Source organism: Pseudomonas sp. NPDC089422, assembly GCF_044749405.1.
Classification (GTDB): Bacteria; Pseudomonadota; Gammaproteobacteria; order Pseudomonadales; family Pseudomonadaceae; genus Aquipseudomonas.
The window spans coordinates 156,162-182,814 of record NZ_JBIVHW010000003.1; the positions used below are offsets into that span (position 1 = coordinate 156,162).

Annotated in this window: 18 protein-coding genes and 3 pseudogenes; 15 read left to right on the forward strand and 6 right to left on the reverse strand. The window is 62.0% G+C overall.

All coding sequences use genetic code 11. From position 1 onward, the window contains the following. Positions 1-157 precede the first annotated feature (157 nt). The 4 genes from ACIPZ8_RS06920 (at position 158) to ACIPZ8_RS06935 (ending at position 4,238) form a co-directional block, all read left to right on the forward strand. The gene (locus ACIPZ8_RS06920; RefSeq protein WP_400720823.1) at positions 158-1,765 is read left to right on the forward strand and encodes a tetratricopeptide repeat protein; all 1,608 of its coding nucleotides are present in this window, start codon (positions 158-160) and stop codon (positions 1,763-1,765) included. Further along, on the forward strand, positions 1,762-2,454 hold the full coding sequence (locus tag ACIPZ8_RS06925) for a sensor histidine kinase (protein ID WP_400720826.1): 693 nt from the start codon (positions 1,762-1,764) through the stop codon (positions 2,452-2,454). The genes ACIPZ8_RS06920 and ACIPZ8_RS06925 overlap by 4 nt, the downstream gene beginning before the upstream one ends. 304 nt (positions 2,455-2,758) lie before the next feature. After that, positions 2,759-3,403, forward strand: coding sequence for an MBL fold metallo-hydrolase (locus tag ACIPZ8_RS06930; protein WP_400720829.1), 645 nt, complete (start codon positions 2,759-2,761; stop codon positions 3,401-3,403). Between the two features lie 109 nt (positions 3,404-3,512). Then, positions 3,513-4,238 carry an OmpA family protein gene (locus ACIPZ8_RS06935; RefSeq protein ID WP_085673827.1) on the forward strand — a complete coding sequence of 242 codons (726 nt, stop codon included), beginning with the start codon at positions 3,513-3,515 and terminating at the stop codon, positions 4,236-4,238. 59 nt (positions 4,239-4,297) lie between these two features. On the opposite strand, the gene pta is transcribed toward ACIPZ8_RS06935, so the two are convergent. Together pta and ACIPZ8_RS06945 are read right to left on the reverse strand one after the other, a co-directional pair. Then, a complete protein-coding gene (pta, locus tag ACIPZ8_RS06940; protein WP_400720833.1) occupies positions 4,298-6,385 on the reverse strand; it encodes a phosphate acetyltransferase in 2,088 nt (695 codons plus the stop codon). A gap of 31 nt (positions 6,386-6,416) precedes the next feature. Continuing rightward, positions 6,417-6,719, reverse strand: coding sequence for a DUF3565 domain-containing protein (locus tag ACIPZ8_RS06945; RefSeq protein ID WP_400720836.1), 303 nt, complete (start codon positions 6,717-6,719; stop codon positions 6,417-6,419). Here ACIPZ8_RS06945 and ACIPZ8_RS06950 point away from each other — a divergent pair. The 3 genes from ACIPZ8_RS06950 to ACIPZ8_RS06960 all read left to right on the forward strand — a co-directional run bounded on the left by ACIPZ8_RS06950 (position 6,718) and on the right by ACIPZ8_RS06960 (position 9,058). Next, on the forward strand, positions 6,718-7,203 hold the full coding sequence (locus ACIPZ8_RS06950; RefSeq protein WP_054887500.1) for a peptidylprolyl isomerase: 486 nt from the start codon (positions 6,718-6,720) through the stop codon (positions 7,201-7,203). The genes ACIPZ8_RS06945 and ACIPZ8_RS06950 overlap by 2 nt on opposite strands. Before the next feature lie 146 nt (positions 7,204-7,349). Continuing rightward, on the forward strand, positions 7,350-7,832 hold the full coding sequence (locus ACIPZ8_RS06955; protein ID WP_400720839.1) for a glutathione peroxidase: 483 nt from the start codon (positions 7,350-7,352) through the stop codon (positions 7,830-7,832). Positions 7,833-7,954: 122 nt separating this feature from the next. Continuing rightward, the gene (locus tag ACIPZ8_RS06960) at positions 7,955-9,058 is read left to right on the forward strand and encodes an NADH:flavin oxidoreductase (RefSeq protein WP_400720842.1); all 1,104 of its coding nucleotides are present in this window, start codon (positions 7,955-7,957) and stop codon (positions 9,056-9,058) included. On the opposite strand, the gene ACIPZ8_RS06965 is transcribed toward ACIPZ8_RS06960, so the two are convergent. Continuing rightward, the gene (locus ACIPZ8_RS06965; RefSeq protein WP_400720845.1) at positions 9,027-10,241 is read right to left on the reverse strand and encodes a glycosyltransferase family 4 protein; all 1,215 of its coding nucleotides are present in this window, start codon (positions 10,239-10,241) and stop codon (positions 9,027-9,029) included. The genes ACIPZ8_RS06960 and ACIPZ8_RS06965 overlap by 32 nt on opposite strands. Positions 10,242-10,510: 269 nt before the next feature. Between ACIPZ8_RS06965 and ACIPZ8_RS06970 the strand changes: the two are divergent. Together ACIPZ8_RS06970 and ACIPZ8_RS06975 are read left to right on the forward strand one after the other, a co-directional pair. Continuing rightward, positions 10,511-11,149 (forward strand): annotated as a pseudogene (locus ACIPZ8_RS06970) (PAS domain-containing protein); the annotation flags it as partial. A 159-nt stretch (positions 11,150-11,308) separates the two neighbouring features. Continuing rightward, positions 11,309-11,737: pseudogene (locus ACIPZ8_RS06975) on the forward strand (methyl-accepting chemotaxis protein); the annotation flags it as partial. A gap of 34 nt (positions 11,738-11,771) precedes the next feature. Here ACIPZ8_RS06975 and ACIPZ8_RS06980 read toward each other — a convergent pair. Next, a complete protein-coding gene (locus ACIPZ8_RS06980) occupies positions 11,772-16,622 on the reverse strand; it encodes a beta strand repeat-containing protein (protein WP_400720847.1) in 4,851 nt (1,616 codons plus the stop codon). Positions 16,623-16,883: 261 nt separating this feature from the next. Here ACIPZ8_RS06980 and ACIPZ8_RS06985 point away from each other — a divergent pair. Both ACIPZ8_RS06985 and ACIPZ8_RS06990 read left to right on the forward strand, forming a co-directional pair. After that, positions 16,884-18,232 (forward strand): annotated as a pseudogene (locus tag ACIPZ8_RS06985) (DUF6861 domain-containing protein). Positions 18,233-18,251: 19 nt separating this feature from the next. Then, complete coding sequence (locus ACIPZ8_RS06990; protein ID WP_400720850.1) at positions 18,252-18,869, forward strand: GAD-like domain-containing protein; 618 nt, start codon at positions 18,252-18,254, stop codon at positions 18,867-18,869. A 44-nt stretch (positions 18,870-18,913) separates the two neighbouring features. On the opposite strand, the gene cysZ is transcribed toward ACIPZ8_RS06990, so the two are convergent. Next, a complete protein-coding gene (cysZ, locus tag ACIPZ8_RS06995; RefSeq protein ID WP_400720853.1) occupies positions 18,914-19,642 on the reverse strand; it encodes a sulfate transporter CysZ in 729 nt (242 codons plus the stop codon). 311 nt (positions 19,643-19,953) lie between these two features. Here cysZ and trxB point away from each other — a divergent pair, with 311 nt between their 5' ends. Next, positions 19,954-20,916 (forward strand): thioredoxin-disulfide reductase, encoded by a 963-nt coding sequence (trxB, locus tag ACIPZ8_RS07000; RefSeq protein ID WP_400720855.1) that lies wholly within the window; start codon positions 19,954-19,956, stop codon positions 20,914-20,916. 78 nt (positions 20,917-20,994) lie between these two features. On the opposite strand, the gene nadC is transcribed toward trxB, so the two are convergent. After that, complete coding sequence (gene nadC / locus ACIPZ8_RS07005) at positions 20,995-21,843, reverse strand: carboxylating nicotinate-nucleotide diphosphorylase (protein WP_400720858.1); 849 nt, start codon at positions 21,841-21,843, stop codon at positions 20,995-20,997. Positions 21,844-22,088: 245 nt separating this feature from the next. On the opposite strand from nadC, the gene ACIPZ8_RS07010 reads away from it, so the two are divergent. The 3 genes from ACIPZ8_RS07010 to ampE all read left to right on the forward strand — a co-directional run bounded on the left by ACIPZ8_RS07010 (position 22,089) and on the right by ampE (position 25,722). Beyond that, positions 22,089-24,233: a DUF1631 domain-containing protein gene (locus ACIPZ8_RS07010; RefSeq protein WP_400720861.1), complete on the forward strand. Its 2,145-nt coding sequence runs from the start codon at positions 22,089-22,091 to the stop codon at positions 24,231-24,233. Positions 24,234-24,322: 89 nt separating this feature from the next. Beyond that, complete coding sequence (gene ampD / locus ACIPZ8_RS07015; protein WP_400720864.1) at positions 24,323-24,895, forward strand: 1,6-anhydro-N-acetylmuramyl-L-alanine amidase AmpD; 573 nt, start codon at positions 24,323-24,325, stop codon at positions 24,893-24,895. Next, complete coding sequence (gene ampE, locus ACIPZ8_RS07020; RefSeq protein WP_400720867.1) at positions 24,892-25,722, forward strand: regulatory signaling modulator protein AmpE; 831 nt, start codon at positions 24,892-24,894, stop codon at positions 25,720-25,722. The genes ampD and ampE overlap by 4 nt, the downstream gene beginning before the upstream one ends. The last annotated feature ends 931 nt before the right edge of the window (positions 25,723-26,653 follow it).

Below are 26,653 nucleotides of genomic sequence, written 5' to 3' on the forward strand. Positions count from 1 at the left end.
TGGCACGGTAAAATGATGGCGCAAGGCCATTGCGTCGTTATCCTGTGAGTGCGCTGCTTTCTCTACCCTCATCTTTCCTGACCGGCTGCCGATACAGGTTTCGGCGGTATGCATCGCCTCGCGCCATCCACCCATCTTCCCAATACAGGTCGTGTTGATGCTGCAGTACGGGCAAAAGAGCTTTCTGATCGTCGACGACTTCACTGACTTTCGCACGTCGACCCGTTCCATGCTGCGTGAACTGGGGGTGCGCGATGTGGACACCGCAGACAGCGGTGAGCAGGCCCTGCGCATGTGCGGGCAGAAGCGCTACGACTATATCCTCCAGGACTTCCACCTCGGTGACGGCAAGAAGAACGGCCAGCAGGTCCTCGAGGACTTGATCCTCGACAGGCTGATCAGCCATGAGTGTGTGTTCATCATGGTCACGGCCGAGAGCAGCCAGGCCATCGTGCTCAGTGCCCTCGAGCACGAGCCTGATGCCTACCTGACCAAGCCGTTCAACCGCGTGGGCCTGGCCCAGCGCCTGGACAAGCTGACCCAGCGCAAGACCCTGCTCAAGCCGATTCTGCAGGCACTCGACCGTGGTCGCCCGGCCGAAGTGCTGGCGGCCTGTGCCGAGCTGTGCAAGAAGGACCCGCGTTTTGCGCCGTTGTGCCTGCGCTATCGCGCCGACGCATTGCGTGACCTCAACCGTTTCGATGAGCTGGAAAAGTTTCTCAAGGGCATCCTCGCCAGCCGCCCGCAACCCTGGGTGTATTCGGCGCTGGGCAACCTGATGCACAAGCGCGGGCAGAACGCCCAGGCTCAGGGAGTTTATGAGCAGGCGCTCAAGGCCTTCCCGATCATGCCGGGGCTGTACGATGGCATGGCCGAAGTGCTGGTCGCTCAGGGTGAAACCAGGCGTGCCCAGAGCATGCTTGAGGAAGCGGTACGCTTGTCGCCCCTGGCGGTGCGCCGGCAGGCTGCACTGGGCAAGTTGGCGCTGGGCAACGAGGACTTCGAAAGCGCCTCGAAGGCTTTCCGCCATGCGGTGAGCCAGGGGCAGAGTTCGCGTTACAAGGATGCCGAAAGCAACCTTGGGCTGGTCCAGGCGCTGATGAGCAAGAACGCAGGCTTTGGCCTGGACGCCCGCGCCCGGGTCGAGATCAACACCGTGCTCAGCGAAGTGGCCAAGGACAACCTCGAAGACCAGGGCCTGCAAGTGCGTGCCCGGCTGATGAAGGCCGCCAGCCTGCAGCAGGCGGGCGACCCCGAGACTGCCGCCAAGCTCACCGAGCAGGCCATGCAGCGGCTGGAGAAGATGGACCAGTTCTTCTCGGTCGAAGCGGCCTTGACCGTGGCCAGGCAACTGCAGGTGCTTGGCCAGGAAGCGGCCGGCGGCAGCATTCTCAAGGGGTGCGTGGAAACCTACGGCGACGACCCCAAGGTCATGCAGAGCGTGGCCAAATTGACTGACGACCCGACTGTGCTGGGCGCGGTCACCGAAGCGGTCGACCTCAACCGCCAGGGCGTGCGCAGCTACCAGGCCGGGCAACTCAACGAAGCCTTGCAGATGTTCCGCAGGGCGCTGTCGCTGCAGCCGAAGAACATCAGTATCGCGCTCAACACGGCGCAAGCCCTGCTGCGCATCGGTGGTGAGGTGACCCCGCCGGCGATTCAGCAGGAATGCCGCGACTGCCTGACCCGCGTGGCGGGCATCCCGACCAGCGACAGCCGCTATGACCGCTACCGAAAATTGCATATCAAGGTCTTCGGCGCATGAGCCAGGATAACCAGGGGCTGGATTTTTCCACGGTGATTGCCTCCACCGTGCATGACCTGAAGAATTCGCTGTCAGCGCTGATCCAGTCCCATGACCAGTGGCTGGCACGGCTGCCTGAAGAATGGCGCAGCGGTACTGAGCAGGGCGTGATCGAGCATGAGTTCCGTCACCTCAACGGCATGCTGGTGCAGTTGCTGGGGCTGTACAAGCTGGGGGTGAACCAGCTGCCGATATGCCCGGACTACCACGAGCTGGATGACTTCATCGAGGCGCAGCTGGCGGCCCATCAGGAAGTGCTGCAGCACAATGACATCCTCGCAACCTGGCGTGTCGAGACCGAAAACCCGCTGGGCTTTTTCGACCGTGAACTGGTGGCCTCGGTGATCGCCAACGTGGTCACCAACGCCACCCGCTATGCTGGCCATGCGCTATTGATCAGCATCGGCGAGGAACACGAACATCTGGTCATCAGCGTCAACGACGACGGCCCGGGTTACCCGGCGCGGATGCTCGAGCGCCAGCAGGATTACGTGCAGGGTATCGACTCGCAGAGCGGCAGCACCGGGCTCGGGCTGTATTTCGCGGCGCGGATTGCGGCATTGCATGAGCGAAACGGCGTGCGCGGGCGAATCGAGATTGCCAATGGTGGGGCGCTTGGGGGTGGGTTGTTCAGGTTGTATTTGCCTTAGTGTTTGCCTGGCGAAAGATCTTTAGCGCCTGTTAGATCGAGCGCCGCCCGCGCGGCGCATCGCAGGCAAGCCTGCTCCTACATCTGTTTCGGGCCAATTGTTCCTGAGGTATTGGCGCGCGGCCCCTTGCTTGTACGATGCAATATCGAGCTAATGGCACAGGCTCGACTGGCCAGAAACAAATGTAGGAGCAGGCTTGCCTGCGATGCGCCGCGCGGGCGGCGCTCGATCTCATAGGCGCTGCAACCCCCAAGACAGGCACCCCTGACCCACGCTACCATCCCGACAGTAGTCAGGAGCCCCCATGAACACTGCCTCCACCACCCTCATCCGCGAAACCTTCCCCGTAGGCCCCTTGCAGTGCAACTGCACCCTGATCGGCGACCCGGTCAGCAAGAAGGCCATCGTCGTCGACCCAGGCGGTGACCCGGACAAGATCCTCGCCCGCCTGCAGGCCCATGGCCTGACGCTGGTGAGCATCATCCATACCCACGCGCACTTCGACCATTTCCTCGCGTCGGGCAAGCTCAAGGAGCTCACCGGCGCCACCCTGCACCTGCACAAGCAGGACCAGCCGCTGTGGGACAACCTGGAGATGCAATGCCAGATGTTCGGCGTGCCTTACACCCCGGTCCCGTCGCCAGACCGTTGGCTCGGCGATGACGAAGCGCTCGCCTGTGGTTGCGGCGTGGCCCTGCACACGCCCGGGCACACGCCAGGCTCGATGAGCTTCTGGTTCGCCGACGCCAAGCTGCTGATCGCCGGTGACACCTTGTTCCGTCGCGGTATCGGCCGTACCGACCTGTGGGGCGGTGACCAGCGCGCTATCGTTCGTTCGATCAAGGAGCGGCTGTATCGCCTGGACGAAGATGCCATCGTGGTCACTGGCCACGGGCCGGATACCCGCCTCGGCGACGAGATGCGCGAGAATCCGTTCGTACGGGCTTGAGCCTGGATGAAAAGCCTTTCATGGAATTTTTCCGTATCCTGGGGATCTATGCCTGGCATAGATCCCTCTGCGATCTGCCGAACACACGAATTTTTGTAGGAGCTTGTCCATGTTCACCATGCGTCGTCTGATTATCGTCGCAACCGCTGCAGCCCTGATGACCGGCTGTGCCGGGCAGAATCCTTATGACAGCCAGGGCCAGGCTCAGGGCGAGTCCTCGGGGATGAGCAAGACTGCCAAATACGGCGGCCTGGGCGCGCTGGCCGGTGCCATTGCCGGTGCTGCCATCGACCACAACAACCGTGGCAAGGGCGCGTTGATCGGTGCCGCCGCGGTCGGTGCCGCCGCTGCCGGTTACGGCTACTACGCCGACAAGCAGGAAGCCGAGCTGCGCGCGAAAATGGCCAACACGGGCGTTGAAGTTCAGCGCCAGGGTGACCAGATCAAGCTGATCATGCCGGGCAACATCACCTTCGCCACCGACTCGGCCAACATTTCGCCGAGCTTCTACAACCCGCTGAACAACCTGGCCAACTCGTTCAAGTCGTTCAACCAGAACACCATCGAAGTGGTGGGCTTCACCGACAGCACCGGCAGCCGCCAGCACAACATGGACCTGTCGCAGCGCCGCGCTCAGGCAGTCAGCACCTACCTGACCTCGCAGGGCGTGGATGCTTCGCGTGTAACGGTACGTGGCATGGGCCCTGACCAGCCGATTGCCAGCAACGCCGACGCCAATGGCCGCGCCCAGAACCGCCGTGTAGAGGTCAACCTGAAGCCTATTCCAGGTCAGCAGTATGACCAGCAGCAGGGCCAGGTTCAGCAGTACCCGTAAGCCGTTCAGTACGGCGCGATGAAAAAGGGCAGGCCGGTAACGGCCTGCCCTTTTTCATTTCAGCGGATGCTGCTGGCCTGAATCGCCGTCAAGGCGATGGTATGCACGATATCATCCACCTGCGCCCCCCGTGGCAGGTCGTTCACCGGCTTGCGCAACCCCTGCAGCATCGGCCCCAGGCTGACCCCGTCGGTGCTGCGTTGCACCGCCTTGTGGGTGGTGTTGCCAGTGTTCAGGTCAGGGAACACGAACACCGTCGCCCGCCCGGCGACCTGGCTCTCAGGGGCCAGCTGGCGAGCGACGTGCGGATTGGCGGCGGCGTCGTACTGCAGCGGCCCGTCGATCAGCAATCCTTGCTCCGCAGCCTGTGCCAGGCGCGTGGCTTCGCGTACTTTCTCGACTTCCTCGTCACTGGCCGAATCGCTCGAGTAGCTGATCATCGCCACCCGTGGCGCGATGCCGAAGGCCTGCGCCGACTCGGCGCTCTGCCGGGCGATCTCGGCCAGTTCGCTGGCACTGGGGTGCGGGTTCATCACGCAGTCGCCGTACACCAGCACCTGCTCGGGGAACAGCATGAAGAACACCGACGACACCAGGCTGGCGCCGGGCGCGGTCTTGATCAGTTGCAGCGCCGGGCGGATGGTGTTGGCGGTGGAATGCACCAGGCCCGAGACCAGGCCATCGACCTCGTCCAGGGCCAGCATCATGGTGCCGATCACCACCGGGTCTTCCAGCTGCTGCTCGGCCATGGGCGCGTTGAGGTTCTTGCTCTTGCGCAGGTTGACCATCGGCTCGACATAGCGCCCGCGAATCAGTTCGGGGTCGAGAATCTCCAGGTCAGGTGGCAGGGTGATGCCCTGGGCACGGGCCACGGCTTCGACTGCCTCGGGCTTGGCCAGCAGCACGCAACGGGCGATGCCGCGCGCCTGGCAGATCGCTGCGGCCTGCACCAGCAGCGGCTCGGCGCCTTCCGGCAGGACGATGCGCTTGTTGGCCTGTTGCGCCCGCTGGATCAGCTGGTAGCGGAACACCGCTGGCGACAGGCGCATTTCCCGTGGGGTGCCGCAGCGCTGGTGCAGCCAGGCGGCGTCCAGGTGGCTGGCGACGAAGTCGGTGATGAATTCGGCCCGATCACGGTCATCCACCGGGATTTCACGGTTCAGCGAGTTGAGCAGGTTGGCGGTGTCGTAGGAGCCTGTGCTTACCGACAGAATCGGCAGGCCGGCCTGCAGGGCACCCCGGCACAGGCCGAGGATGCGTGCATCAGGCTTGCTGTCGCTGGTCAGCAGCAGGCCGGCCAGGGGCACGCCGTTGATCGCGGCCAGGCTCACGGCCAGGATGATGTCGTCGCGATCGCCCGGGGTCACCACCAGGGTCCCCGGCGTCAGCAGCGGTACGGTATTGGCCACGGTGCGGGCGCAGATGATGATCTTGTTCATCCGCCGCTGCTCGTAGTCGCCAGCGTTGAGCACCTGGGCGCCGAGCAGTTCGGCCACGTCGCGGGTGCGCGGGGCGTTCAGCTCAGGCTGGTAGGGAATGCAGCCGAGCAGGCGGAAGTCATTGCCGCGCAGCAGTGGCGAGTGCTCGCGCAGGCGGGTGGCGAAGTCGGCCATGCTCTCGTCGGTGCGCACCTTGTTGAGGATCACCCCAAGCACTTTCGGGTCGCGTGGGCCGCCGAACAGTTGAGCCTGCAGCTCGACCCGACCGGACAGCTCGCTGAGCACTTCGTTTTCCGGGGCGGAGACCAGGATCACTTCGGCATCCAGGCTCTTGGCCAGGTGCAGGTTGACCCGTGCGGCGTAGCTGGCGTGGCGGGTCGGCACCATGCCCTCGACCACCACCACGTCATTGCCGATGCAGGCTTGCTGGTACAGGCGGATGATTTCTTCGAGCAACTCGTCCAGTTGGCCATCGCCAAGCATGCGCTCGACATGGGCCAGGCTCAGAGGCACCGGTGGCTTGATGCCGTGGGTGCGGGCGACCAGTTCGGTGGAACGCTCCGGGCCGGTGTCGCCGGGGTGAGGCTGGGCGATCGGCTTGAAGAAACCGACCTTGAGCCCGGCGCGTTCCAGGGTGCGGACCAGGCCCAGGCTGATGGAGGTCAGGCCGACACCAAAGTCGGTCGGCGCAATGAAAAATGTCTGCATGCGTGCTTCTCGAAATAAGCGGTGCAAGGAATCAACGGCCAAGGGTAGCGCTATCGGCCCCTTGTGCGCACCAGCCGCAAGCGAATGGCTGGCCGATGCGCTCGGCGCGCTGGTCGGCATCGAGCACCCACGGGCGTGCCTGCCACGGTGGCTGGTGGCGCAGGTGCTGGGTGTGGCCGCAGGACAGCTCGACCACCCAGTGGCCTTCTTCGTCCTGGTGGAAGCCGGTGATCCGACTGATGGGTCGCCCCTGGTCCGCGCTGCGGTCGCAATCGGGCGATGCCTTGGTTACACTTGTCCGCTCTACATACTTTTGCAAAAGGTCTTGCCCCATGCTGATCGCCGCCAACAAGGCTGTCTCCATCGACTATACCCTGACCAACGACGCCGGGGAGACCATCGACAGCTCCGCCGGCGGCGCGCCGCTGGTCTACCTGCACGGTGCCGCCAACATCATCCCAGGCCTGGAAAAAGCCCTGGAAGGCAAGCAAGCCGGTGACGAGCTGGACGTTGCCATCGAGCCGGAAGACGCCTACGGCGAATACCTGGCCGAGCTGGTCAGCACCCTGAACCGCAGCCTGTTCGAAGGCGTCGACCAACTGGAAGTCGGCATGCAGTTCCACGCTTCGGCGCCGGACGGCCAGATGCAGATCGTCACCATCCGCGACATCGACGGCGACGACATCACTGTCGACGGCAACCACCCACTGGCTGGCCAGCGCCTGAACTTCAAGGTCAAGGTTGTCGACGTGCGTGACGCCAGCGAAGAAGAAATCGCTCACCGTCACATCCACGGTGAAGGTGGCCATCACCACTGATTTTCTGCGCTAAGCTCAGAAAGTCGCCAGGCGCTCGGACAAGCCGGCATGCCTCCCTCGCGGGAGGTGCGCGGCTTGGAAGAGCGCCTTTTTAGTGGGCGCAATTTGCCCCCAGCGGCAACCGGGAACCTGAGAGGGGATTCATCATGAGTGCATTTCACGACCTGACGTTGAAGGCGCTGAACGGCGAGGACCTGCCCCTGGCACCGTTCAAGGGCCAGGTGGTGCTGGTGGTCAATGTCGCCTCCAAGTGCGGCCTGACGCCGCAATACGCCTCGCTGGAAAAGCTCCATCAGCAATTCAAGGGCAAGGGCTTCAATGTCCTGGGCCTGCCCTGCAATCAGTTTGCCGGCCAGGAGCCTGGCAGCGAAAAGGAAATCCAGGATTTCTGCAGCCTGAACTACGGCGTCAGCTTCCCGCTGGGCGCCAAGCTCGAGGTCAACGGGCCGCAGCGTCACTCGCTGTATCGCCTGCTGGCGGGCGAGGGCGCCGAGTTCCCGGGGGACATCAGCTGGAACTTCGAGAAGTTTCTGGTGGGCAAGGATGGCCGGGTGCTGGCGCGCTTTGCCCCGCGTACCGCTCCAGATGATCCATCGATAGTGCAAGCCATCGAGAAAGCCCTGAACTGACTTTTGCCGGGGCCGCTACGCGCCCCGGCGATACAACAGAATCACTCAAATCAATAATGCTGGGCCCAGCACCTCGCACCCCCTAACCTCAGGCGCATTTCCTCCCCAGACGGAAGCGCCCCATGCCCAGCAACCCCCTGTTCCAGCCTTTCACCCTCGGCGCGCTCGAGCTGCCGACCCGCGTCGTCATGGCCCCCATGACCCGTACCTTCTGCCCCGGTGGCGTGCCGCACGCCGGCGTGGTCGAGTACTATCGCCGGCGTGCCGCGGCAGGCGTGGGGCTGATCATCACCGAAGGCACCACGGTCGGGCACAAGGCCGCCAACGGCTACCCCAATGTGCCGCGTTTTCATGGTGAAGATGCCTTGGCTGGCTGGAAGCAGGTAGTCGATGCGGTGCATGCCGAAGGTGGCCGTATCGTGCCGCAGCTGTGGCACGTCGGCACGGTGCGCCGCCTGGGCACCGAGCCGGACGCCAGCGTGCCGGGTTATGGACCGAGCGAGAAGGTCAAGGACGGCCAGGTGCTGGTGCATGGCATGACCCATGACGATATCCGTGACGTGATCGCCGCCTTTGCCGACGCGGCCCGCGATGCCAAGGCCATCGGCATGGACGGCGTGGAGATCCATGGCGCCCACGGCTACCTGATCGACCAGTTCTTCTGGGAGGCCAGCAACCGCCGCAGCGATGAGTATGGCGGTGACCTGGCCGGCCGTTCGCGCTTCGCCATCGAACTGGTCCAGGCCGTGCGCGCTGCCGTGGGGCCGGACTTCCCGATCATCTTCCGCTTCTCGCAGTGGAAACAGCAGGACTACAGCGCACGTCTGGTGGAATCGCCGGAAGCACTGGCAGCATTCCTCGAACCGCTGTCGGCGGCGGGTGTGGATATCTTCCACTGCTCGACCCGGCGCTTTTGGGAGCCAGAGTTCGAAGGTTCCGAGCTCAACCTGGCCGGCTGGACTCGCACGCTCACCGGCAAGCCGACCATCACCGTCGGCAGCGTCGGGCTCGATGGCGAATTCCTGCAGTTCATGGTCGCCACCGACAAGGTGGCCAAGCCGGCCAGCCTGGAAGGCCTGCTGCGCCGACTGGCTGACGAAGAGTTCGACCTGGTGGCGGTTGGCCGTGCCCTGCTGGTGGACGCTGAATGGGCGCAAAAGGTGCGCGAAGGGCGTGAGGCGGATGTTTTGCCGTTCAGCCGCGAGGCGTTGACGACCCTGGCTTGATCGCCAGCGCGGAGCCGGTCGGTTGGCTGCCGGCAGGCGTCGTGTGGCAGGCGTTGAACAAGTGCGACTCGAATTGCTCGACGATCGCCGGCCAGCCTTGGCGGCTGGCGTGCTGGCGGGCGTTCAGGCGGACCCGGCGCAGGGTTTCGCTTTCTTCCAGCAGCCAGCAGGCGGCATCGATGAATGCGCACTGGTCGCCAGGCATGGCCAGCGCGCCACTGTGGCCATGGCGGATGTGCTGGGCCGCGGCGGCTTCGTCGTAGGCGACTACGGCAAGGCCCGAGGCCATGGCTTCCAGCACCACGTTGCCAAAGGTTTCGGTCAGGCTCGGGAACAGGAACAGGTCGCCGCTGGCGTAGTGTTCGGCCAGCGCTTCGCCGCGCTGGGCACCGCAGAACACTGCATCCGGCATCTGCTGTTCGAGGGTGGCCCGCTGCGGGCCATCACCCACCACCACCAGGCGCAGGCGCCGCTGTGGATACGTTTTCTGCAAGGCGTGCAGGCAGGGCTGCAACAGTGTCAGGTTCTTTTCCGCTGCCAGGCGCCCGACGTGCAGCACGGCGATGTCGTTCGTGCCGAGCCCCCAGCTTTCGCGTAACGCCTGGCTGCGCCGGGCGGGGTTGAACAGGCAGGCGTCGACGCCCCTGGCCATCAGCGCCAGGCGCTCGAACCCGCGACGTTCCAGCTCCAGACGTTGGCTGACGCTGGGTACCAAGGTGGCGGCGGTGCGCCGATGGAACCAGCGCAGGTAGTGGGTGAGCAGGCGCGTCAGCAGACCGAGGCCGTATTGGCCGGAGTACTGCGGGAAATTGGTGTGAAAGCCGCTGACCACGGCAACCCCCAGGCGCCGCGCAGCGCGCAGGGCACTGAGGCCCAATGGCCCTTCGGTGGCGATGTACAGCACGTCCGGGCGCTGCCGGCGCCAGCGGCGCAACAGCTTGTGCATCGACACCTCGCCCCACTGCAGGCCAGGGTAGCCGGGCAGTGCCCAGCCGCGGCAGAGCAACAGGCCCTGGTCATCGTCCGCCGGTGCCTCGTTGGCTTGCCGTGGGCGAACGATTTCCACCTGGTGGCCACGCTGTCGCAAACCTTCGCTGAGGCGGCCAAGGGTATTGGCCACACCGTTTATTTCGGGTGGGAAGGTTTCGCTGACAAGGCAGATGCGTAGGGCAGGTGTATTCATGACAAAAAGTGTCCACCTGCTGCGTTGCGCTCACATGACAGCCTTGTGACGCGCAGGTGACGCCTGATTTCCGGCAGTTTCGCCTGTGTGAATATTTCTTTGCAGGGCGCTCAAGCAGCACGCGGCGCAGCCGATGAAGATGCATCCGAATCGGTTTGATGCGCTCCGGGAGTGCGGTGATGTTCAACAGCAAACTCAAGAAAGAAATTCAGCAACTGCGCGAAGAGCTGATGGCCGTCGAGCAGGTCAAGAGCAGCCTCGACAGCGAGATGCTGGTGCTGCAGCTCGACCCCCAGGGGCGCATCGAGCAGGTCAACGGCAACTTCGAGAGCGAGATGCTCTACCGTGCCGAGCAATTGATTGGCCGCAACATCGAAGACATTGTGCCGGCGCACGTGAAGAAGCTCGATTTCTACCAGCGCATGAAAAATGCCATCACCCGTGGCGAGCACCTCAACGGCGCGTTCCGCCTGCTGCGCGGCAACGGCGAGGAAGCCTGGCTGCGCTCCATCCTGCAGCCGGTGAAGACTGTCGACGGGCGGATCAGGCATTTCTCCATGCACTCCAGCGACCTGACCCGCACCATTGAAGCCTCCCGTGAGCATGAGAGCCTGATCAAGGCACTCATGCGCTCCACCGCCGTGATCGAATTCAACCTCGATGGCGAGGTGCTGACTGCCAACGACCGCTTCCTGCAGACGGTGGGCTACAGCCTGGAACAGGTGCGTGGCAAGCATCACCGCATGTTCTGCGAACCGGAGGAAGCCAACTCGGCGGGCTACCAGGCATTCTGGGACAACCTGCGCCGTGGCGAATACGTGGCCGACCGTTTCAAGCGAGTCGACGCCCATGGCCGCACGATCTGGCTGGAGGCTTCCTACAACCCGATCTTCGATGCCCACGATGTGCTGTACAAGGTGGTCAAGTTCGCCACCGTGATCACCGATCAGGTCAATCAGGAGCAGGCGGTGGCGCAGGCTGCCGACATTGCCTACAACACCTCCCTGGAGACCGACAGCAGCGCGCGCAAGGCCACCGATGTGGTGACCCAGACCGTGGACGTGATGCGTGGGCTGGAAGGCTCCATGCAGGACGCTGCCGAGGGTATCCAGGCACTGGACAGGCAGTCCAAGGTGATTGGCGCCATCATCAAGACCATCAGCGACATCGCCGGGCAGACCAACCTGCTGGCGCTCAACGCCGCCATCGAAGCCGCCCGCGCCGGCGAGCAGGGCCGTGGCTTCGCCGTGGTCGCCGACGAAGTGCGGCAGCTGGCCTCGCGCACCAGCAGCGCCACCGAGGAGATTGCCAAGGTGGTGCAGCAGAACGAGCAACTGGCCCAGGCGGCGGTGGACATCATCGACACCAGCAAGCGCCAGGCCGAGCAGGGGCTGGCACTGGCGGCGGACACCGGTGGGGTGATCGTCGAGATCCAGGAAGGGGCGAAGAAGGTGGTGGATGCGGTGGGGCAGTTTTCCAGCCAGTTGAGCCACTGAAGCACGGGCCGCCTGGCGGCCCGATTTCTCGTATTCAACTGATCAACGTTAGATCTCCAGGCGCCAAGCTGTTCACGCCAGCCAGCGTTACAAGCGCTACCGAGTTGTTGTTGGCGACACCGTCAGCATCGTAGTAGAGCGTGTGATCCTCCTGGTTGAATACCAGTTGGGCTCCTGCGGCCTCATGCCCTGGGCCCGTGACATTGGCCAATGTGTCACCGATGGCTTGGCCGTGCAGGTCGAAGATACCGGCAGTGAGGGCCAGTGTGTCGCTGCCTTGGGTGAAGTCGGTGATCTGGTCGGGTGTCAACCCTGGAAGTTGCGCAAACTGGAAGGTGTCGTTGCCCGCACCTCCGGTGAATGAATCGATGGCCTCGGTGCTCAGCAGAACGTTGTCATTATCGTCGCCGATAATTTGATGGATATCATGCTCAGTGGTTGTGGCAACCAAGGCGTTCGACCCCGCCTCAATGGTCAGCCCGGTGCCGGCGGTGAATGACAGGTCGTCAACGGCGAATGAAACACCGCCGTCATGTATCAGCACTTTTGCAATCGGCAGACCTGCGGAGGTAACTGAAAGCAAGGTGTTTGATGGGGCATTGGCAGAAAGTACCGATTGTCCAACGAGATTGGCACTCGAGTCATAGGCAAAAATTCCAACATCAGCAGGGCCTGTTACATAAGCTGAGACGGTTCTTACATCCGCTATAGACAGAGTTATAGTCATCAGCCCAAACGGGGCGTAAGCCACTTGTGTACCTGAGTGTGCTGAGAAACCCAGAATCGCAGCATTGGATGCAGTCGTGCCTTCGAACCTTAGGCCCTGAGCCTGGTATTGATTGGTTACTGCAACTTCGTCACTGATAGTGTCGAAATTTGCAGTGGTCGTCGTTCCAAAACCGCTTATTTCTCGAGTCAGCGAGTTGCCGGCAATATCCTCGATTGCAAGTGTTACCGCGACCGGTCCGACCTGGAATGCGGACAAATCAACCACCCCATTTACCCCCACGGCCTGATGACCTGCGCCATCGCGGAAGCTCACGGCAGCAGTGGCATCTTCATCCACGCCCGACAACACGTAGGCAACCGCCGCCTGTTCAGCCCCACTGATTTGCTGGTCGGGGAAAGTTACATCGGCGAGCTGTCCACTATCAGCGCTTGTATCCAGCGTGTAAGCATGACCAACCCCGGCAAGGATATTGCCGGCCATGTCGATAGCCCGCACGTCGAGTCTGTTGTCGCCATCGACAAGGTCGACAAGTGCCGACCACGCATGCGTTTCGGGGAACACCGATGCGTCGATCCAAGTGTTGCCGCCATCTGCAGTCACCTGGATTTTCTCGCCATCGTGCAGTACGTCCGTGTAGCTGCCATTGACCGCCTGGTTGCGAATGTGGGTAATGAAGTCCCCCGCCAGCCCGGTGTCGTCACTCAGCAACGTAACGGTGGCAACTGCCGTAGGGCTCAGTGTGTCCAGCTGGAGTTGGCTGCCGACACCGGTTGCTGAATTGCCGAACGAATCGTTGGCGGTGATGACGACCGATACAGGGCCATCATTCAGCCCGGACAGATCAACAATGCCATTGCTGCCGATAATCGAGTGAGTGCCGTCGCTGAAGGTGACGGTCGCGACTGCATCGCCATCAAGCCCGGTAATCGTATAGGGGACTGCTGTTTTTTGTGCAGCACCGATCAACGTGTCAGGGATCAGGACCGTCAACGGTTCATCGCGATCGGCTGAGCTGTCCAGTACCAGAGCGGGGCCGGGTATGCTCTCATAAGTAAGATCGTCGATGGAGGTCAGGTCAAAGCCACCGTCGATGACTACCTTGGCGATAGAACCTATATTTGATGTAAGTGATATAAATACGTTGCTGCCTGGAGGAATAGAAGTATTGGCAATAAGAGCGTTCCCCGGACTATAAGCCAGTGCCGATCCACCTGCCATGGTTGTTACGTAAAGGCTAACATTATTTATCGCGTTCAAGGAGCTGCTGAAAGAGATTTCAATAAAGCCAGTCTCGCTCAAGGCCAGCTGCGTACCTGAATGTGCGGGGAAGGCAGGTTGGGAACTTATTACTACCGCGTCGCTAAATGTGACTCCGCTGTATTGAGTGGTTACGTTGCTGCCAACTGAAATATTGTCAAAGCTCAGGGTTGTTACACCGCCCCCTGCGCCCTGTACGACTCGTGTCGCTACGTTTCCGGCTACATCGGTTGCCGTCAATACCACGCCGATCGGCCCATCATCTAATGTTGAAAGGTCCGCAACGCCTCCAGCCCCCACAACCTGATGCCCGCTTCTGTCGCGGAACACCACAGCGGCCGTCGCATCGGTATCGAGGCCTTCAATGCTGTAGCCAACTGCGTGCTTTTCTGCTCCATTGATTTGATTGTCTGGCAGCAGCAGCCGCAGGTCACCGCCATTATCTGCCGTGAAGTCATACTGGTAGGTGTGCCCAATACCTGGTTTTACTTCACTTAGCGCATTGATCGTCCTTACGATCAGTTCATTCTGTCCAACGGACAGGTGAACCCCTTCGGCACTCCAGGTATGCCCCCCCGCATCGACCACTGCGGTAACCCAGGTCTCGCCGCCGTTGGCTGTCACCTCGATTCGTTCACCATCGTTCAGGCTTCCGGTAAACGTACCGGATATCGTTTGTAGCTCGACGTTGGTGATGAAATCTCCAATCACCCCACTGTCGCTGGCAAGCGCCACTACCGTCGCCACTGCCGTTGGGCCATCTGGCACTTCCAGCAGATTAAGGCTGGCGCTGGTACTGACAGTCGCTCCGGCCTGATCGGCGATCACTACGGCAAAATTCACCACGCCAAAGCGGTCCTTCGTCGGCGTAAAGGTCCAGCTACCATCGGCATTGGCGCTCACCGTGCCGTCGGCCTCTGCAACGCTCACGCTTTGCACGTTCAGGCTGTCACCGCTGTCTACGTCATTGGCGGTGCCCAGTAATTGCGCAGTAGTCAGTTGATAGGGTTGATCTTCTGTGCCATCGGGCAGAACGATCGGGCTGGCAACCGTGGGCGCATCGTTCACTGCAGTCACATCAATACGCAAGGTGTAGGCATTGGCCGAGAACGCCAGGCCATCACTCACCTTGAAACCAATACTCGCGTACCCGTTGCCGTTGTCATTGGCAGCCGGCACGAACCGCAAGTTACCCGCATCCAGGTTGGCCTTGCTGATGACCTGGTCCTGCACCACCGCGATCCAGGTGCTGCCACTTTTGAACTGCAGGCTGCCCGCACCTGGCAGGCTGGTGATTCTGACGCTGGCCAGCGGCGCTGCCTCGGGGTCGGTGTAGCTGCCGAAGTCACCCGCCCCCAGTAGCAAAACGGTATCTTCCAGAGTGGTCTGGTTATCATTGGTCGAGGAGGGCGCAGCATTCGGTGGTGGAACCACCGCAGCTTTGAGCGTTGCGTTATTCCAGGTCACGCCATTATCGAAGCGAACCTGGTCTATCTCGAAGTCGCTGCCCAGATAGAAGCCTTTGATGGTCAGCGTCGCGCCCGTGGCAAGCACTTGCATTTGCAAATCACTTGACAGGCGAACGAAACGCACCTGGTTGCTGTTGAGGCCGACCAGTTGAAGGGTATCGACGTCACTTGTGGCACCGGCACTGTTGTCGATCTGATCGTTGCCGTAATTCTGGCCATAGATATAGGTATCGTTGCCCCGGCGACCAGCGAGTACGTCGTTGCCCGTGCCTCCATCGAGGCGATTGTTGCCGCTGTTGCCTGTGAGCAGATTGTCTTGGCTGTTCCCGGTTCCGTTGAGATTTGCGCTACCGGTAAGTTCCAGATTCTCGAGATTGGCCCCAAGGGTGTAGTTGAGCGAACTGCGCACCGTGTCGCTGCCTGCTGAATTCGCCTCCGTGACGGTATCGCCAGCCTGATCGACAATATAGATGTCATCCCCGGCGCCGCCTGCAAGGGTATCGTTCCCGGCACCGCCGTCGAGCGTATCATTGCCCCCATCGCCATTCAGGCGGTCATTGCCCGCACCGCCGAGCAGCACATCATTGCCATCGCCACCCAGCAGTACATCGTTGCCTGCACCGCCATCGAGGCGGTTGTCGCCGCTGTTACCCGTCAAGGTGTTATCGAGCCCGTTGCCCGAGCCATTGAGGTTGGCATCACCGGTCAGTGTCAGGCGCTCAACGTTGTTGCCCAGGGTGTAATTGATGCTGGCGCGCACCAGGTCGTCGCCACCACCGGCTGCCTCCACCACAAGATCGCCAGCGGCATCGACCTCGTAGGTGTCATTGCCTTGCCCGCCCACCATCAGATCGTTGCCGCTGCCACCGTCCAGCGTGTCGTTGCCGTAATTGCCATACAGCTGGTCATTGCCACCCAGCCCGAGCAGCGTGTCGTCGGTGGGGTTGCCGTTGATGATGTCCGCGCCATCCGTAGGTGTGACAGGCAGGTAATAGAGGTTTGCCAAGGCGTCTGCGACGCCCCAGCGCGTACCGTCGGCAAAGACGATGCCTTCGAGGGCATGGTCCGCATCCAGGAAGCACTGGCTGACAGTGAGGGTTTCGCCGGTCGTCAATACGCTGAGCACCAGATCAAACCCAACCCGCGTGAGGCGAATCTGGTTGGCATTCAGGTTGGTGAGTTGAATGAGATCGACATCGCTGGCGGCGCCGCCCGAATTGTCAATGACATCGTTGCCATAGCCGCGACCGTAGCGGTACACATCGTTGCCACGGCCACCGATAAGTCGGTCATTGCCAGTACCGCCGTCGAGGATGTCATTTCCCGCATTCCCCTGCAGCGTATCGTTACCGCCCAATCCATTGATGGTGTCTGCCGATGTGGTGCCTATCAGGGTATTGGCGGCATCGTTACCGTTGATATTGGCCATGACTAACACCTATAGATTAGTAGGTTCGTTAGTTGACTTTAGTTAAGTTGCCGTTTCGCTCAGAGCCCTCAAGATAACTGGCCATGCCGCTCGTCCAATCGCAATACGTCTCTGTTGCAGAAAATTTGGCGAGTGCAGTTGTCTCTCAAAGCCTCGACCCCACCAGTAACGGAATAGACATTTCCTACAGCTGACTCAGGAACTTCCGATTCCGCTCCATGATGTGATTTCCCCTGCACAAAACTGGCAGGGAGACGCCACATGCTGCTCTGGCACATCGTGCCCACCTGGCGCGATATCGAAACACGCATCACCGATGAAATGGGCTATCAGGGAGGCGCCCATTTCCGTACCTACCTCAACGAACAGGTGCCGTCACTGGCCCTCAACCTGCGCCGCGTGGACACCGTCCGGCGCGCGTTCCACAAGGCGGAATGGGTAGCCGGCGACCTGCTGCGCCAGCGCTTCGCCGACCTCGACATCAAAAGCATCCTCAACGACCTGATCGGCGTCGCCGAGCAGATGGCGATGATCGTCGCCGGCAGCGCCCTCACCGGCGGACTGCTCGGTGCCGGCATCGGTGCTTTCGCGGGAGGTGCCGGAGCCATTCCCGGTGGCGTCGCGGGCACTGCCATCGGCTTCAAGGTCAGCGGCTGGATTCTCGGCGCACTGGGCATCGCCTCTCTCGCCGAGTTCTTCGTCGACGGCCTGCCGCGTATCGGCGAGTACTACCTGGACGGCATCGGCATCGCCTGGGAAGGCACACGGGGTGAAGAAGGGCTGAACGCGTTCAGCCAGGACAACCCGTTTGCTATTGACCAGGCAGCGCATTTCATTGCCACGGGGCATGTGGAAGTGGTGATGCTGCTGTTGGGTGCCATGGTGTCCTACCTCACCCGCAGGGGTGGCAACGCGGGTGTGCTTGCCCAGGAGATGGGCGCCAGCAAGAAAGGCGCGCGGATTGGGCAGTGGATGCTCAAGCACGAGGAGGCTTTGAAGAAACGGCCGGACCTGCAGGTGCCGGAGCGGCGCAAGGGGGCGGTGGGTGAGCCCCAGCCTGCGCAGCCGAACCGGCCGGCGGGGAAAGACAAGGATCCAACCAAAGGCAAGCCCGGTAGCATGCCGCTGCATACGGTGGCGTGTTTCAAGGCGGACAAATTACCGGCGTCGAAGCATGGCGAGTTTGAGCGGCAATTAAAAGGCCAGCAGGATGGACTGAACCGGCTCACAGTTGAAGAGTTTCTGGAAAATGTCGCCAATCCCAAAGCGCGCGATCCGAAGGTTGCGAAAAACGCAAGAAGGAAGTTTTATGATGATTTGAGAAAAAGAGCTTATGGCGAACTGTCTAAGGATATGAGCCCAGTTGAGGCGAAAAAACTCTCAGCAAGACAGGCGAAAGAAACAATGTCCTCGCTTGCAGCGCTGCACAATCCAGATTTAATCGCCGGTGGTAGGGGTGTTATATTTCTGACTTTGGTGATAGGCAAGTAAACTCCACTATCGGTCCCCAGTGGAAAAGCAGGGTGGGTGAGCTAATACAATCAGTCGAAAAGCAATCTAAAGAGGGTGGTGTCTCAGGTTTTTTGAATGTTAAATTGCATAAGTGCTAACAAGCTAAGGGGCGCGAACATGGACGAAGTTTACTCACTTTTCATAGAGGAAATGGGCGAGCCTATATTCAGGCAAGAGGTACCTCCCTCTAGCATAGAGCGCTACAGAGGTAAGTTGCCTAGAAAGATGTTGGAGTATTGGGCCGAGCACGGCTGGTGCGGATATGGTGATGGGATTTTTTGGACAGTCAATCCTCAAGACTACGAGGGCGTGGCTGCCTCATTCATTGAGGGCACTGCGCTAGAAGGACGAGATACATATCACATCATTGCCCGCGGCGCTTTTGGCGACCTCTATTTGTACGGTGAAAATTCCGGGTTCTCACTAAAAATCACAGCCTTTACTTCAAGCTATTGCGGTACTGTTGATGAGTTTGATGCAGAGGATATGGATAGGGAGGTGGAGGGTTTCTTTCTTTTGATGGAGCGGGAGTCCAATGATTTTGGAGATTTCTTCGAGCCTGCAAAGAAAAGTTTAGGTGTCCTTGGGTGTGATGAGATGTACGGTTTTGTTCCGGCGCTAGCGTTTGGTGGGCTAAGCAAACTTGAAAATCTACAAAAGGTAAATGCAGTGGAGCATTTGATATTGCTCTCCCAGTTGTCACCTCTAAAACCCTACAGTTTCTCCGATTTTTAATAGAGCACGCTGAGAAAGGGGCTGCCCAGCAGCCCCTCGCCCAATCAGTTTCGCTCCCTTACCCAGAACAACGTAGCCCCCGCCACCGCCGCTGGCATCATCAGCACGTTCACGCCCGGAATGAGCAAGGCCAGGTAGGTAATCCCGCCAAACCCCATCGACTGCCAGCGCTTTTGCCGCAGCCAGGCCAGCATGTCCTGCCAGCTCATCTTGTTGTTGTCCGCCGGGTAGTCGATGTACTGGATGGCCATCATCCACACACCAAAGATCAGCCACAGCGGCGCGGCCACCACGTTGACCACCGGGATCAGCGACAGGATGAACAGGCCGATGGCCCGCGGCAGGAAGTAGCCGAGCTTGCGCATCTCGCGGCCGAAGGTGCGTGGCACCATGGCCACCAGCTCACCCCAGCTGAACGCCGGGAACGGGTCCTGGCCGCGCACGACCACTTCGACCTTTTCCGCGAGAAAGCCATTGAACGGCGCGGCGATGACGTTGGCCACCAGGGTGAAGGTGAAAAACACCATCAGCACCAGCAAGGCGACGAACAGTGGCCAGAGAATGTAGGAAAGAAAGCTCAGCCAGCTGGGCAGGGTCGGCATCAGGGCGTCGAGCCACAGGCTGAACTCGTGGCCGGCGAAGTAGATCAGGCCGCCGAACAGCAGCAGGTTGATCGCCAGCGGCAGCAGCACGAACATCCGCAGGTTGGGGCTCAGCACCAGTTTCAGGCCTTCGCGCAGGTACTGGGGGCCGGAGAGGACAGGGGCTTGCATCGGGACACTCCGCAGAGAAGGGAAAACGCGCTGACCTTACCGAGTTTGCCGCGCCGACGAAAGGCAGGCGGACATGAAGAAACCGGCTGTAACAAATGTGCCAGGGGCGTTAGCCCAGGTGAAATTCGCAGATAGAGGATGCCTATGAGGTGGATTGTCGAAGGATATTTCCTTAATCTCTGCCACCTCGCTACAGTGCGCTCAACTTTCCGCTTTCTGGACCTGCGCGTTGTAGCCTTCCCCAAGTGCTGCGTGGGTCCTTTTTAATTTCCAGCTGGCGGCCCCTGCGGCCCGCTCGACAGGAGTTCGACATGTCTGAAGTACGTCATTCGCGCGTCATCATCCTTGGTTCCGGCCCTGCCGGTTACAGCGCCGCGGTCTACGCCGCCCGCGCCAACCTCAAGCCACTGCTGATCACCGGCATGCAGGCGGGTGGCCAGCTGACCACCACCACCGAAGTCGACAACTGGCCGGGCGACCCCCACGGCCTGACCGGTCCGGCCCTGATGCAGCGCATGCAGGAGCACGCCGAGCGTTTCGAGACCGAAATCGTCTTCGACCACATCAATGCCGTCGACCTGGCCAACAAGCCGTTCACCCTGCAGGGTGACAGCGGCAAGTACACCTGCGACGCACTGATCATCGCCACCGGCGCCAGCGCCCGCTACCTGGGCCTGCCGTCGGAAGAAGCATTCATGGGCAAGGGTGTTTCGGCCTGTGCCACCTGCGACGGCTTCTTCTACCGCAACAAGCCGGTCGCCGTGGTCGGCGGCGGCAACACTGCCGTGGAAGAAGCGCTGTACCTGGCCAACATCGCCAGCAAGGTGACCCTGGTGCATCGCCGCGAAACCTTCCGCGCCGAGAAGATCCTGGTCGACAAGCTCAACGCCCGTGTCGCCGAAGGCAAGATCGAGCTCAAGCTCAACGCCAACCTGGACGAAGTGCTGGGTGACACCATGGGCGTGACCGGTGCGCGCCTGAAGAACAACGACGGCAGCAGCGACGAAATCAAGGTCGACGGCGTGTTCATCGCCATCGGCCACACCCCGAACACCTCGCTGTTCGAAGGCCAGCTGACCCTCAAGGACGGCTACCTGGTGGTCAACGGCGGCCGTGAAGGCAACGCTACCGCCACCAACGTCGAAGGTGTGTTCGCTGCCGGCGACGTGGCTGACCACGTTTACCGTCAGGCCATCACCTCGGCCGGCGCCGGCTGCATGGCAGCACTGGACGTCGAGCGTTACCTGGACGGCCTGGCCAACGCCTCGTTCTAAGCTGATATCGCCGGGGGCGCAAAGCGCCCCCACAAAAAAACCGGCCATCTGGCCGGTTTTTTCATGCCTGCGATTTGTTCACAGGCTCAGGCGCATCGACAGGTCCACCGCCTTTACATCCTTGGTCATGGCGCCAATCGAGATGTAGTCGACGCCGGTCTCGGCAATCACCCGCAGGGTGGTTTCGTTGACCCCGCCACTGGCTTCCAGCTTGGCCTTGCCAGCGGTGATACGCACTGCTTCGCGCATGTCATCCAGGCTCAGCTCGTCGAGCATGATGATGTCGGCGCCAGCATTCAAAGCCTGGCGCAGCTCATCCAGGCTTTCCACTTCGATTTCCACCGGCTTGCCCGGGGCGATGCGGTGCGCCGCCGCCACGGCCTCGGCCACGCCACCGCTGGCGGCGATGTGGTTCTCCTTGATCAGGAAGGCGTCATACAGACCGATACGGTGGTTGTGGCAGCCGCCGCAGGTGACGGCGTACTTCTGCGCCAGGCGCAGGCCTGGCAGGGTCTTGCGGGTGTCGAGCAGCTGCACCTGGGTGCCTTCGACCAGGTCGGCGAGGAAGCGCGCACGGGTGGCCACACCTGACAGCATCTGCAGGAAGTTGAGTGCGCTGCGCTCACCGCTGAGCAGCGAACGCGCCGGGCCTTCGAGGTGGAACAGCGGCTGGTTGGCGGTGGCGCGCTCGCCATCGGCCACCTGCCAGTGCACGGCCACGCGTGGGTCGAGCTGACGGAACACGGCATCGACCCAGGCGGTGCCGGCAATCACGCAGTCTTCGCGGGTGATGATGGTGGCCTTGGCCAGGCGCTCGGCCGGGATCAGCTGCGCGGTGATGTCGCCGCTGCCGATGTCCTCCAGCAGTGCGCGGCGCACATTGGCTTCGATCTCGGCGGTCAGGTCGGCAAGGCGTAGGTTCGGCATGGTCGGCTCCACAAGCTAGATGCCGGCGATTATAGGGCAGGGGGACTGGGCCGTGTACAGCTTGCCTTGCAGGTGACCATTGGTCGGGTCAGATGAGCATTTGCCCGTAAACAGAGTCACTTGCCCGCCAGTGAAGAGTGCTGGCAGCTGTCGGTATTTTTACCGATAATGGCGCCTAACATTTGGCGTCATAGCTTTGACGATTTTTCGCCCTGTCGAATACATTACCCAGCAAGGAGTCCGGGATGCATAAAGAAGGCAAGGTGGTGCCCCTGGCGGCGGCCATCGATCGAGGCGCACGCACGCCCTTGCCTTGCCTTCCGGTGTTGCTCCTGCAAGTGCGTGACAAAGCCGCCCTGCAGCTGCGCCTAGGCCTGCAGGCCTTGTTCGACAATGCCGACGACACGCTGTTCGAAATGGCCGACCGGGCGGCCGACCGCTTCGACCAGAACCTGTACTTCGAGGCCATGCGTGACCTGCGCCTGAAGCGCAAGCATATCGAGCGCGGCTTTCTCGACATCTTCTACGACACCTTCGCCCGGATTGGCCAGTTCGACCCGCTGGGCCAGCTGGGGGCAAAAAACAAGGCACAAATGGAGCGCACCGTCGCCGTCGACGGCATGGTCGCGCGGGTGCTGTCGCGGGATGGCGTCGCCCTCGAGCAACTGGGCCAGCGCTTGCAATGCCTGCTCGCGCGCAGCTTCGACGAGCAGCAGAACCCGTTCGGGCCTGCTGCGCTGTGTGGCTACTTCCTCGATGCCGGGCGCAATCTGGGTGTGGGCCTGCGGGTCAAGCTGATCCTGCTGAAGCTGTTCGAGCGCTATGTGCTGCGTGACATCGACGTGCTTTACGTTGAAGCCAACCAGTTGCTGGCCGCTGCGGGCGTGATGCCTGAGCTGCAGCCGGCGCCGCGGCGGCGCGCCGAAGACCGCCGCCTGAGCGCGCGACGGGTGTCGGCCAACCTTGAGTCAGATGCCATGGGCGCAGACAGCGCCGGGCACGCCTTCATGCGTTCGCTGGAAGGCCTGTTGGCGCCGTGCCGGGGCCGTATAGCCCCGCGCCTGCAAGCCGTCGCAAGCGCTCAGCCGATCAGCACTGCCGACCTGCTGCGCCTGCTTTCGCACCTGCAGCACTACGTGCCGGCCACGATCGACGATGACGACTTCGACCTGGGCCAGCAACTTGAACAGCTGCTGCTGCGGGTCAGCGTGCGCAGTGGTACCCGCCGGCGTATCGCCTGCGCCGACGAGGACATGATCAACCTGGTCGGCCTGCTGTTCGCCTGCATCGCCGCCGACGACAACCTGCCGCTGAGCCTGCGCGCGCTGATCGTTCGCCTGCACATCCCGCTGCTCAAGGTGGCGCTGCTGGACAAAGGCCTGTTCAGCCGTGCCAGCCACCCGGCGCGGCGGCTGCTCAACGAGATTGCCGCTGCCGCGATCGGCTGGGAAACCGGCAGTGAAGGCCTGCGCGACAGTTTGCATCTGCGCGTGGAGCGCATCGTCCAGCGCCTGCTCAATGATTTCACCGAAGATGCCACGCTGTTTGCCGAGGTGCTGGAGGATTTCCTCGCCTTCAGCCTGGACGAGCGACGGCGCAACGAGCTGCTGGAGCAGCGCACACGCGATGCCGAAGAAGGGCGCGCCCGTGCCTTGCAAGCCCGCCAGCAGGTGCAGCAGGTGCTCAACCAGCGTCTAGGTGGTCGCGCGCTGCCGCGAGTGGTGGTGCACATGCTCGTTCAGGCCTGGAGCCAGGTGCTGCTGCTGGCCTGGCTCAAGCAGGGCGAAGCGTCCCCAGCCTGGCAGCAGGCACTGGCGACCATGGATACCTTGCTCGCCAGCATTGCCCCGCATCAACAGCCGCAAGTGTTGCTGCAACAGGTGCCAGGCCTGCTCAAGGCCCTGCGTGACGGCCTGGCCAGCGTGGCGCTGGACTCGGCGGCCACCCGCGAGTTCTTCCTGCAGCTGGAGCAGCTGCACTTGCGTGCGTGTGCGGGGGCCGAACAGCCAGCTGGCAGCGATGAGCTGGCTGAAGTCCTGGTGGCCGAGGACATCGTGCTGGCCATGGCCGACGAATCCGCCTGCGCACCGCTGCTTCAACTCGATGAGCAAGCGCCAGAGCTGCGCCTGGTGCAGCGCCTGCGGATCGGTACCTGGGTGGAAATGCTCGATGACGACGAGCCACTGCGCTGCAAGCTGGTGGCGCGCATCGACAGCAGCGACCGGCTGGTCTTCGCCAACCGCACCGGGATGAAGGTGCGCGAATGGAACACGGTCGGCCTGGCGCAGGCCCTGCGCCGAGGCGAGGCGCGGTTGCTGGATGATGGTCTGCTGTTCGAGCGGGCACTGGAAACCGTGCTCGAAGGCCTGCGTCAGCAACAGGTGCATTGAGCCAACGGCATTGCAATCATTCACATGCACTGCGGCCTGCGCGCAGGGCATACTGCAGCCCTGTACCGGTGTTTTTCAGGATCTGCCCCATGCAATTGGACCGTGCCACTGGCTGGTTCCACGGAATCGGAATCACCCACTGCCCCTCGCCGAACTTCAACGCCCGCCCGGAGGGTGAAGCGATTTCCCTGCTGGTGATCCACAACATCAGCCTGCCGCCGGCCTGCTTCGGCAGCGGCAAGGTGCAGCAGTTCTTCCAGAACCGCCTGGACCCCGACGAACACCCTTACTTTGCCAGCATCAGCCACCTGACCGTCTCGGCGCACCTGTTCGTCGAGCGTGACGGAGCGGTGACCCAGTTCGTGTCGTTGCTCGACCGTGCCTGGCATGCCGGCGTGTCTAGTTTCGACGGTCGCGAGGGCTGTAACGACTTTTCCATCGGGATCGAGCTGGAAGGCACCGACGATCTGCCCTATACCGATGTCCAGTACGCCGTGCTAAAGCAACTGACCCGGCAGATCCAGGCCGCCTGGCCGGTGATCGACCTCGACCGCATCCAGGGCCACAGCGACATTGCCCCGGTGCGCAAGACTGACCCCGGCCCGGCTTTCGACTGGGCGCGTTACCGCAAGGCCGTGAAGGACAACGAGGACAACGCATGAGTTTTCTGGTGCTGTTACTGGCGCTGTGGGTAGAGAAATTCTCTGCGCTGCGCCATCAGGTTCAACGGGACGGTTTCTTTCTGGGCGAACTGGTGCGCCTGGAACGCAGCGGCAAGGTGCATCCCTGGTGGACGCTGGCGATCCTGGTGCTGGCGCCAGTGGCGGTACTGGTGTTGCTGCTGCACGTGCTGGACCCGGTGGCCTATGGTTTGCTGGCCCTGCCGGTGCACTTGCTGGTGCTGATCTACAGCCTGGGGCGCGGCGATGCCAAGGCTTCTCTCGGGCCATTCCGCGATGCGTGGCGGCGTGGCGACGAGCAGGCCGCGCTGCATGTGGCCGAACGCGACCTGGGCCTGGCGGCCGACGAACCACACAGCCTGCTGGTGCGTGTGCAGGGTTACCTGTTGTGGCAGGCCTACCAGAGCTTCTTCGCGGTGATCTTCTGGTACTTCGTGCTTGGCCCTGGCGCGGCGCTGGCCTACCGCCTGCTGGCGCTGACAGGCGAGCATAGCCGCCAGCCTGCGCTCAAGGCCCGTGCCGAACAGCTGCGGCATATCATGGACTGGCTGCCGGTGCGTATGCTCGCCCTGAGCTTCGCGCTGGTCGGCAATTTCGTTGCGGTGACGCGGGTGATGCTGCACGAGCTGCTCAACTGGCACATCAGCGCCGGGCACCTGGTGGCCAGGGTCGGGCGCATCGCCGATGACATCCCCGAGGAAGAAGACCCGCAGCGCGGGCTGGGGCGGCTGGACAGCCTGTGGGAGCTGCTGCTGCGCTGTGCGGTGTTGTGGTATGCAGGATTCGCCCTGTGGACAGTGCTGGTGTAGGAGCGGGCAGCGGTTAACCTTAAGTTACAAACCTCCGATTCGATCTGCGTTATACAAGTGGCCTAGTGCTATCTCTGCAGAACAACAAGAATCCATGGAGGTGCCCCGTGAAGCGTCTGCTCTACCCGGCCATCGCATTGATGAATCGGCTGAGCTTCGGCCAGAAGTTCAGCCTCATCAGCGTCCTGTTCTTCCTGCCCATGCTGGCCACCAGCTTTTATCTGGTGCGCGATGCCTACCAGCAGTTCCATGCCACCCGCGCCGAGTTGCAGGGCATTGCCCCGCTGACGGACAGCCTGACCCTGCGCGCCGACCTGGAGGCGCTGGGCAACCTGTTGCAGGTCAATGCCGTGCTCGGCCAGTCGGGCCAGGCCGGGGACCTGGAGGCGCGTATCGCTGCGTTGCAGGACAAGGTCCAGGCGCAGTTGCACACGCTGCAAGGGGATGAAGCGGTACCACAAGGCAAACTCGAAGAGTTGGCCAGCGCTTTTACCAGTGCCCGGGCAGAATCGTCGCTGCAGAACAAGGTTGCACTGTTCGACAAATTGCTGGCCCAGGCCCAGATACTGGGCAAGCAGGTGGTCAGCCAGTCCGGCCTGAGCCAGGACAGTCAGGCTTCGGTTCGCCAGTTGAGCGAACTGCTTGGGGTTGCCACGGCGCAGGTCACCCAGGCCTTGGGCGAGGGCCGTGCCATGGGCGCCGTTGCACTGGGGCGGGGGTTCATCGACTCTGCTGGCAGTGCCCGTTTCGAAGACCTGCTGCAGCGCCTCGATCGCCTGGGTGCCGACTATGCCTTGCGGCTGGATGATGCCTTGGCCACGGACCGGGCCGCCAAGACCCGTCTGGCGGGCGCGGCAGCGACCAGCCAGGCCACGGTCAGGCAGGCTGCGTCTTTGTTCGAGGAGCAGGTGGTGGTGGCGGAAACGCTCGA

What these genes read in the sequence shown, in the direction of transcription:
- ACIPZ8_RS06920 (WP_400720823.1), top strand. Translation starts at nt 158, where the DNA reads ATGCTGCAGTACGGGCAAAAGAGCTTTCTGATCGTCGACGACTTCACT.
- ACIPZ8_RS06925 (WP_400720826.1), top strand. Translation starts at nt 1,762, where the DNA reads ATGAGCCAGGATAACCAGGGGCTGGATTTTTCCACGGTGATTGCCTCC.
- ACIPZ8_RS06930 (WP_400720829.1), top strand. Translation starts at nt 2,759, where the DNA reads ATGAACACTGCCTCCACCACCCTCATCCGCGAAACCTTCCCCGTAGGC.
- ACIPZ8_RS06935 (WP_085673827.1), top strand. Translation starts at nt 3,513, where the DNA reads ATGTTCACCATGCGTCGTCTGATTATCGTCGCAACCGCTGCAGCCCTG.
- pta (WP_400720833.1), bottom strand. Translation starts at nt 6,385, where the DNA reads ATGCAGACATTTTTCATTGCGCCGACCGACTTTGGTGTCGGCCTGACC.
- ACIPZ8_RS06950 (WP_054887500.1), top strand. Translation starts at nt 6,718, where the DNA reads ATGCTGATCGCCGCCAACAAGGCTGTCTCCATCGACTATACCCTGACC.
- ACIPZ8_RS06945 (WP_400720836.1), bottom strand. Translation starts at nt 6,719, where the DNA reads ATGGGGCAAGACCTTTTGCAAAAGTATGTAGAGCGGACAAGTGTAACC.
- ACIPZ8_RS06955 (WP_400720839.1), top strand. Translation starts at nt 7,350, where the DNA reads ATGAGTGCATTTCACGACCTGACGTTGAAGGCGCTGAACGGCGAGGAC.
- ACIPZ8_RS06960 (WP_400720842.1), top strand. Translation starts at nt 7,955, where the DNA reads ATGCCCAGCAACCCCCTGTTCCAGCCTTTCACCCTCGGCGCGCTCGAG.
- ACIPZ8_RS06965 (WP_400720845.1), bottom strand. Translation starts at nt 10,241, where the DNA reads ATGAATACACCTGCCCTACGCATCTGCCTTGTCAGCGAAACCTTCCCA.
- ACIPZ8_RS06980 (WP_400720847.1), bottom strand. Translation starts at nt 16,622, where the DNA reads ATGGCCAATATCAACGGTAACGATGCCGCCAATACCCTGATAGGCACC.
- ACIPZ8_RS06990 (WP_400720850.1), top strand. Translation starts at nt 18,252, where the DNA reads ATGGACGAAGTTTACTCACTTTTCATAGAGGAAATGGGCGAGCCTATA.
- cysZ (WP_400720853.1), bottom strand. Translation starts at nt 19,642, where the DNA reads ATGCAAGCCCCTGTCCTCTCCGGCCCCCAGTACCTGCGCGAAGGCCTG.
- trxB (WP_400720855.1), top strand. Translation starts at nt 19,954, where the DNA reads ATGTCTGAAGTACGTCATTCGCGCGTCATCATCCTTGGTTCCGGCCCT.
- nadC (WP_400720858.1), bottom strand. Translation starts at nt 21,843, where the DNA reads ATGCCGAACCTACGCCTTGCCGACCTGACCGCCGAGATCGAAGCCAAT.
- ACIPZ8_RS07010 (WP_400720861.1), top strand. Translation starts at nt 22,089, where the DNA reads ATGCATAAAGAAGGCAAGGTGGTGCCCCTGGCGGCGGCCATCGATCGA.
- ampD (WP_400720864.1), top strand. Translation starts at nt 24,323, where the DNA reads ATGCAATTGGACCGTGCCACTGGCTGGTTCCACGGAATCGGAATCACC.
- ampE (WP_400720867.1), top strand. Translation starts at nt 24,892, where the DNA reads ATGAGTTTTCTGGTGCTGTTACTGGCGCTGTGGGTAGAGAAATTCTCT.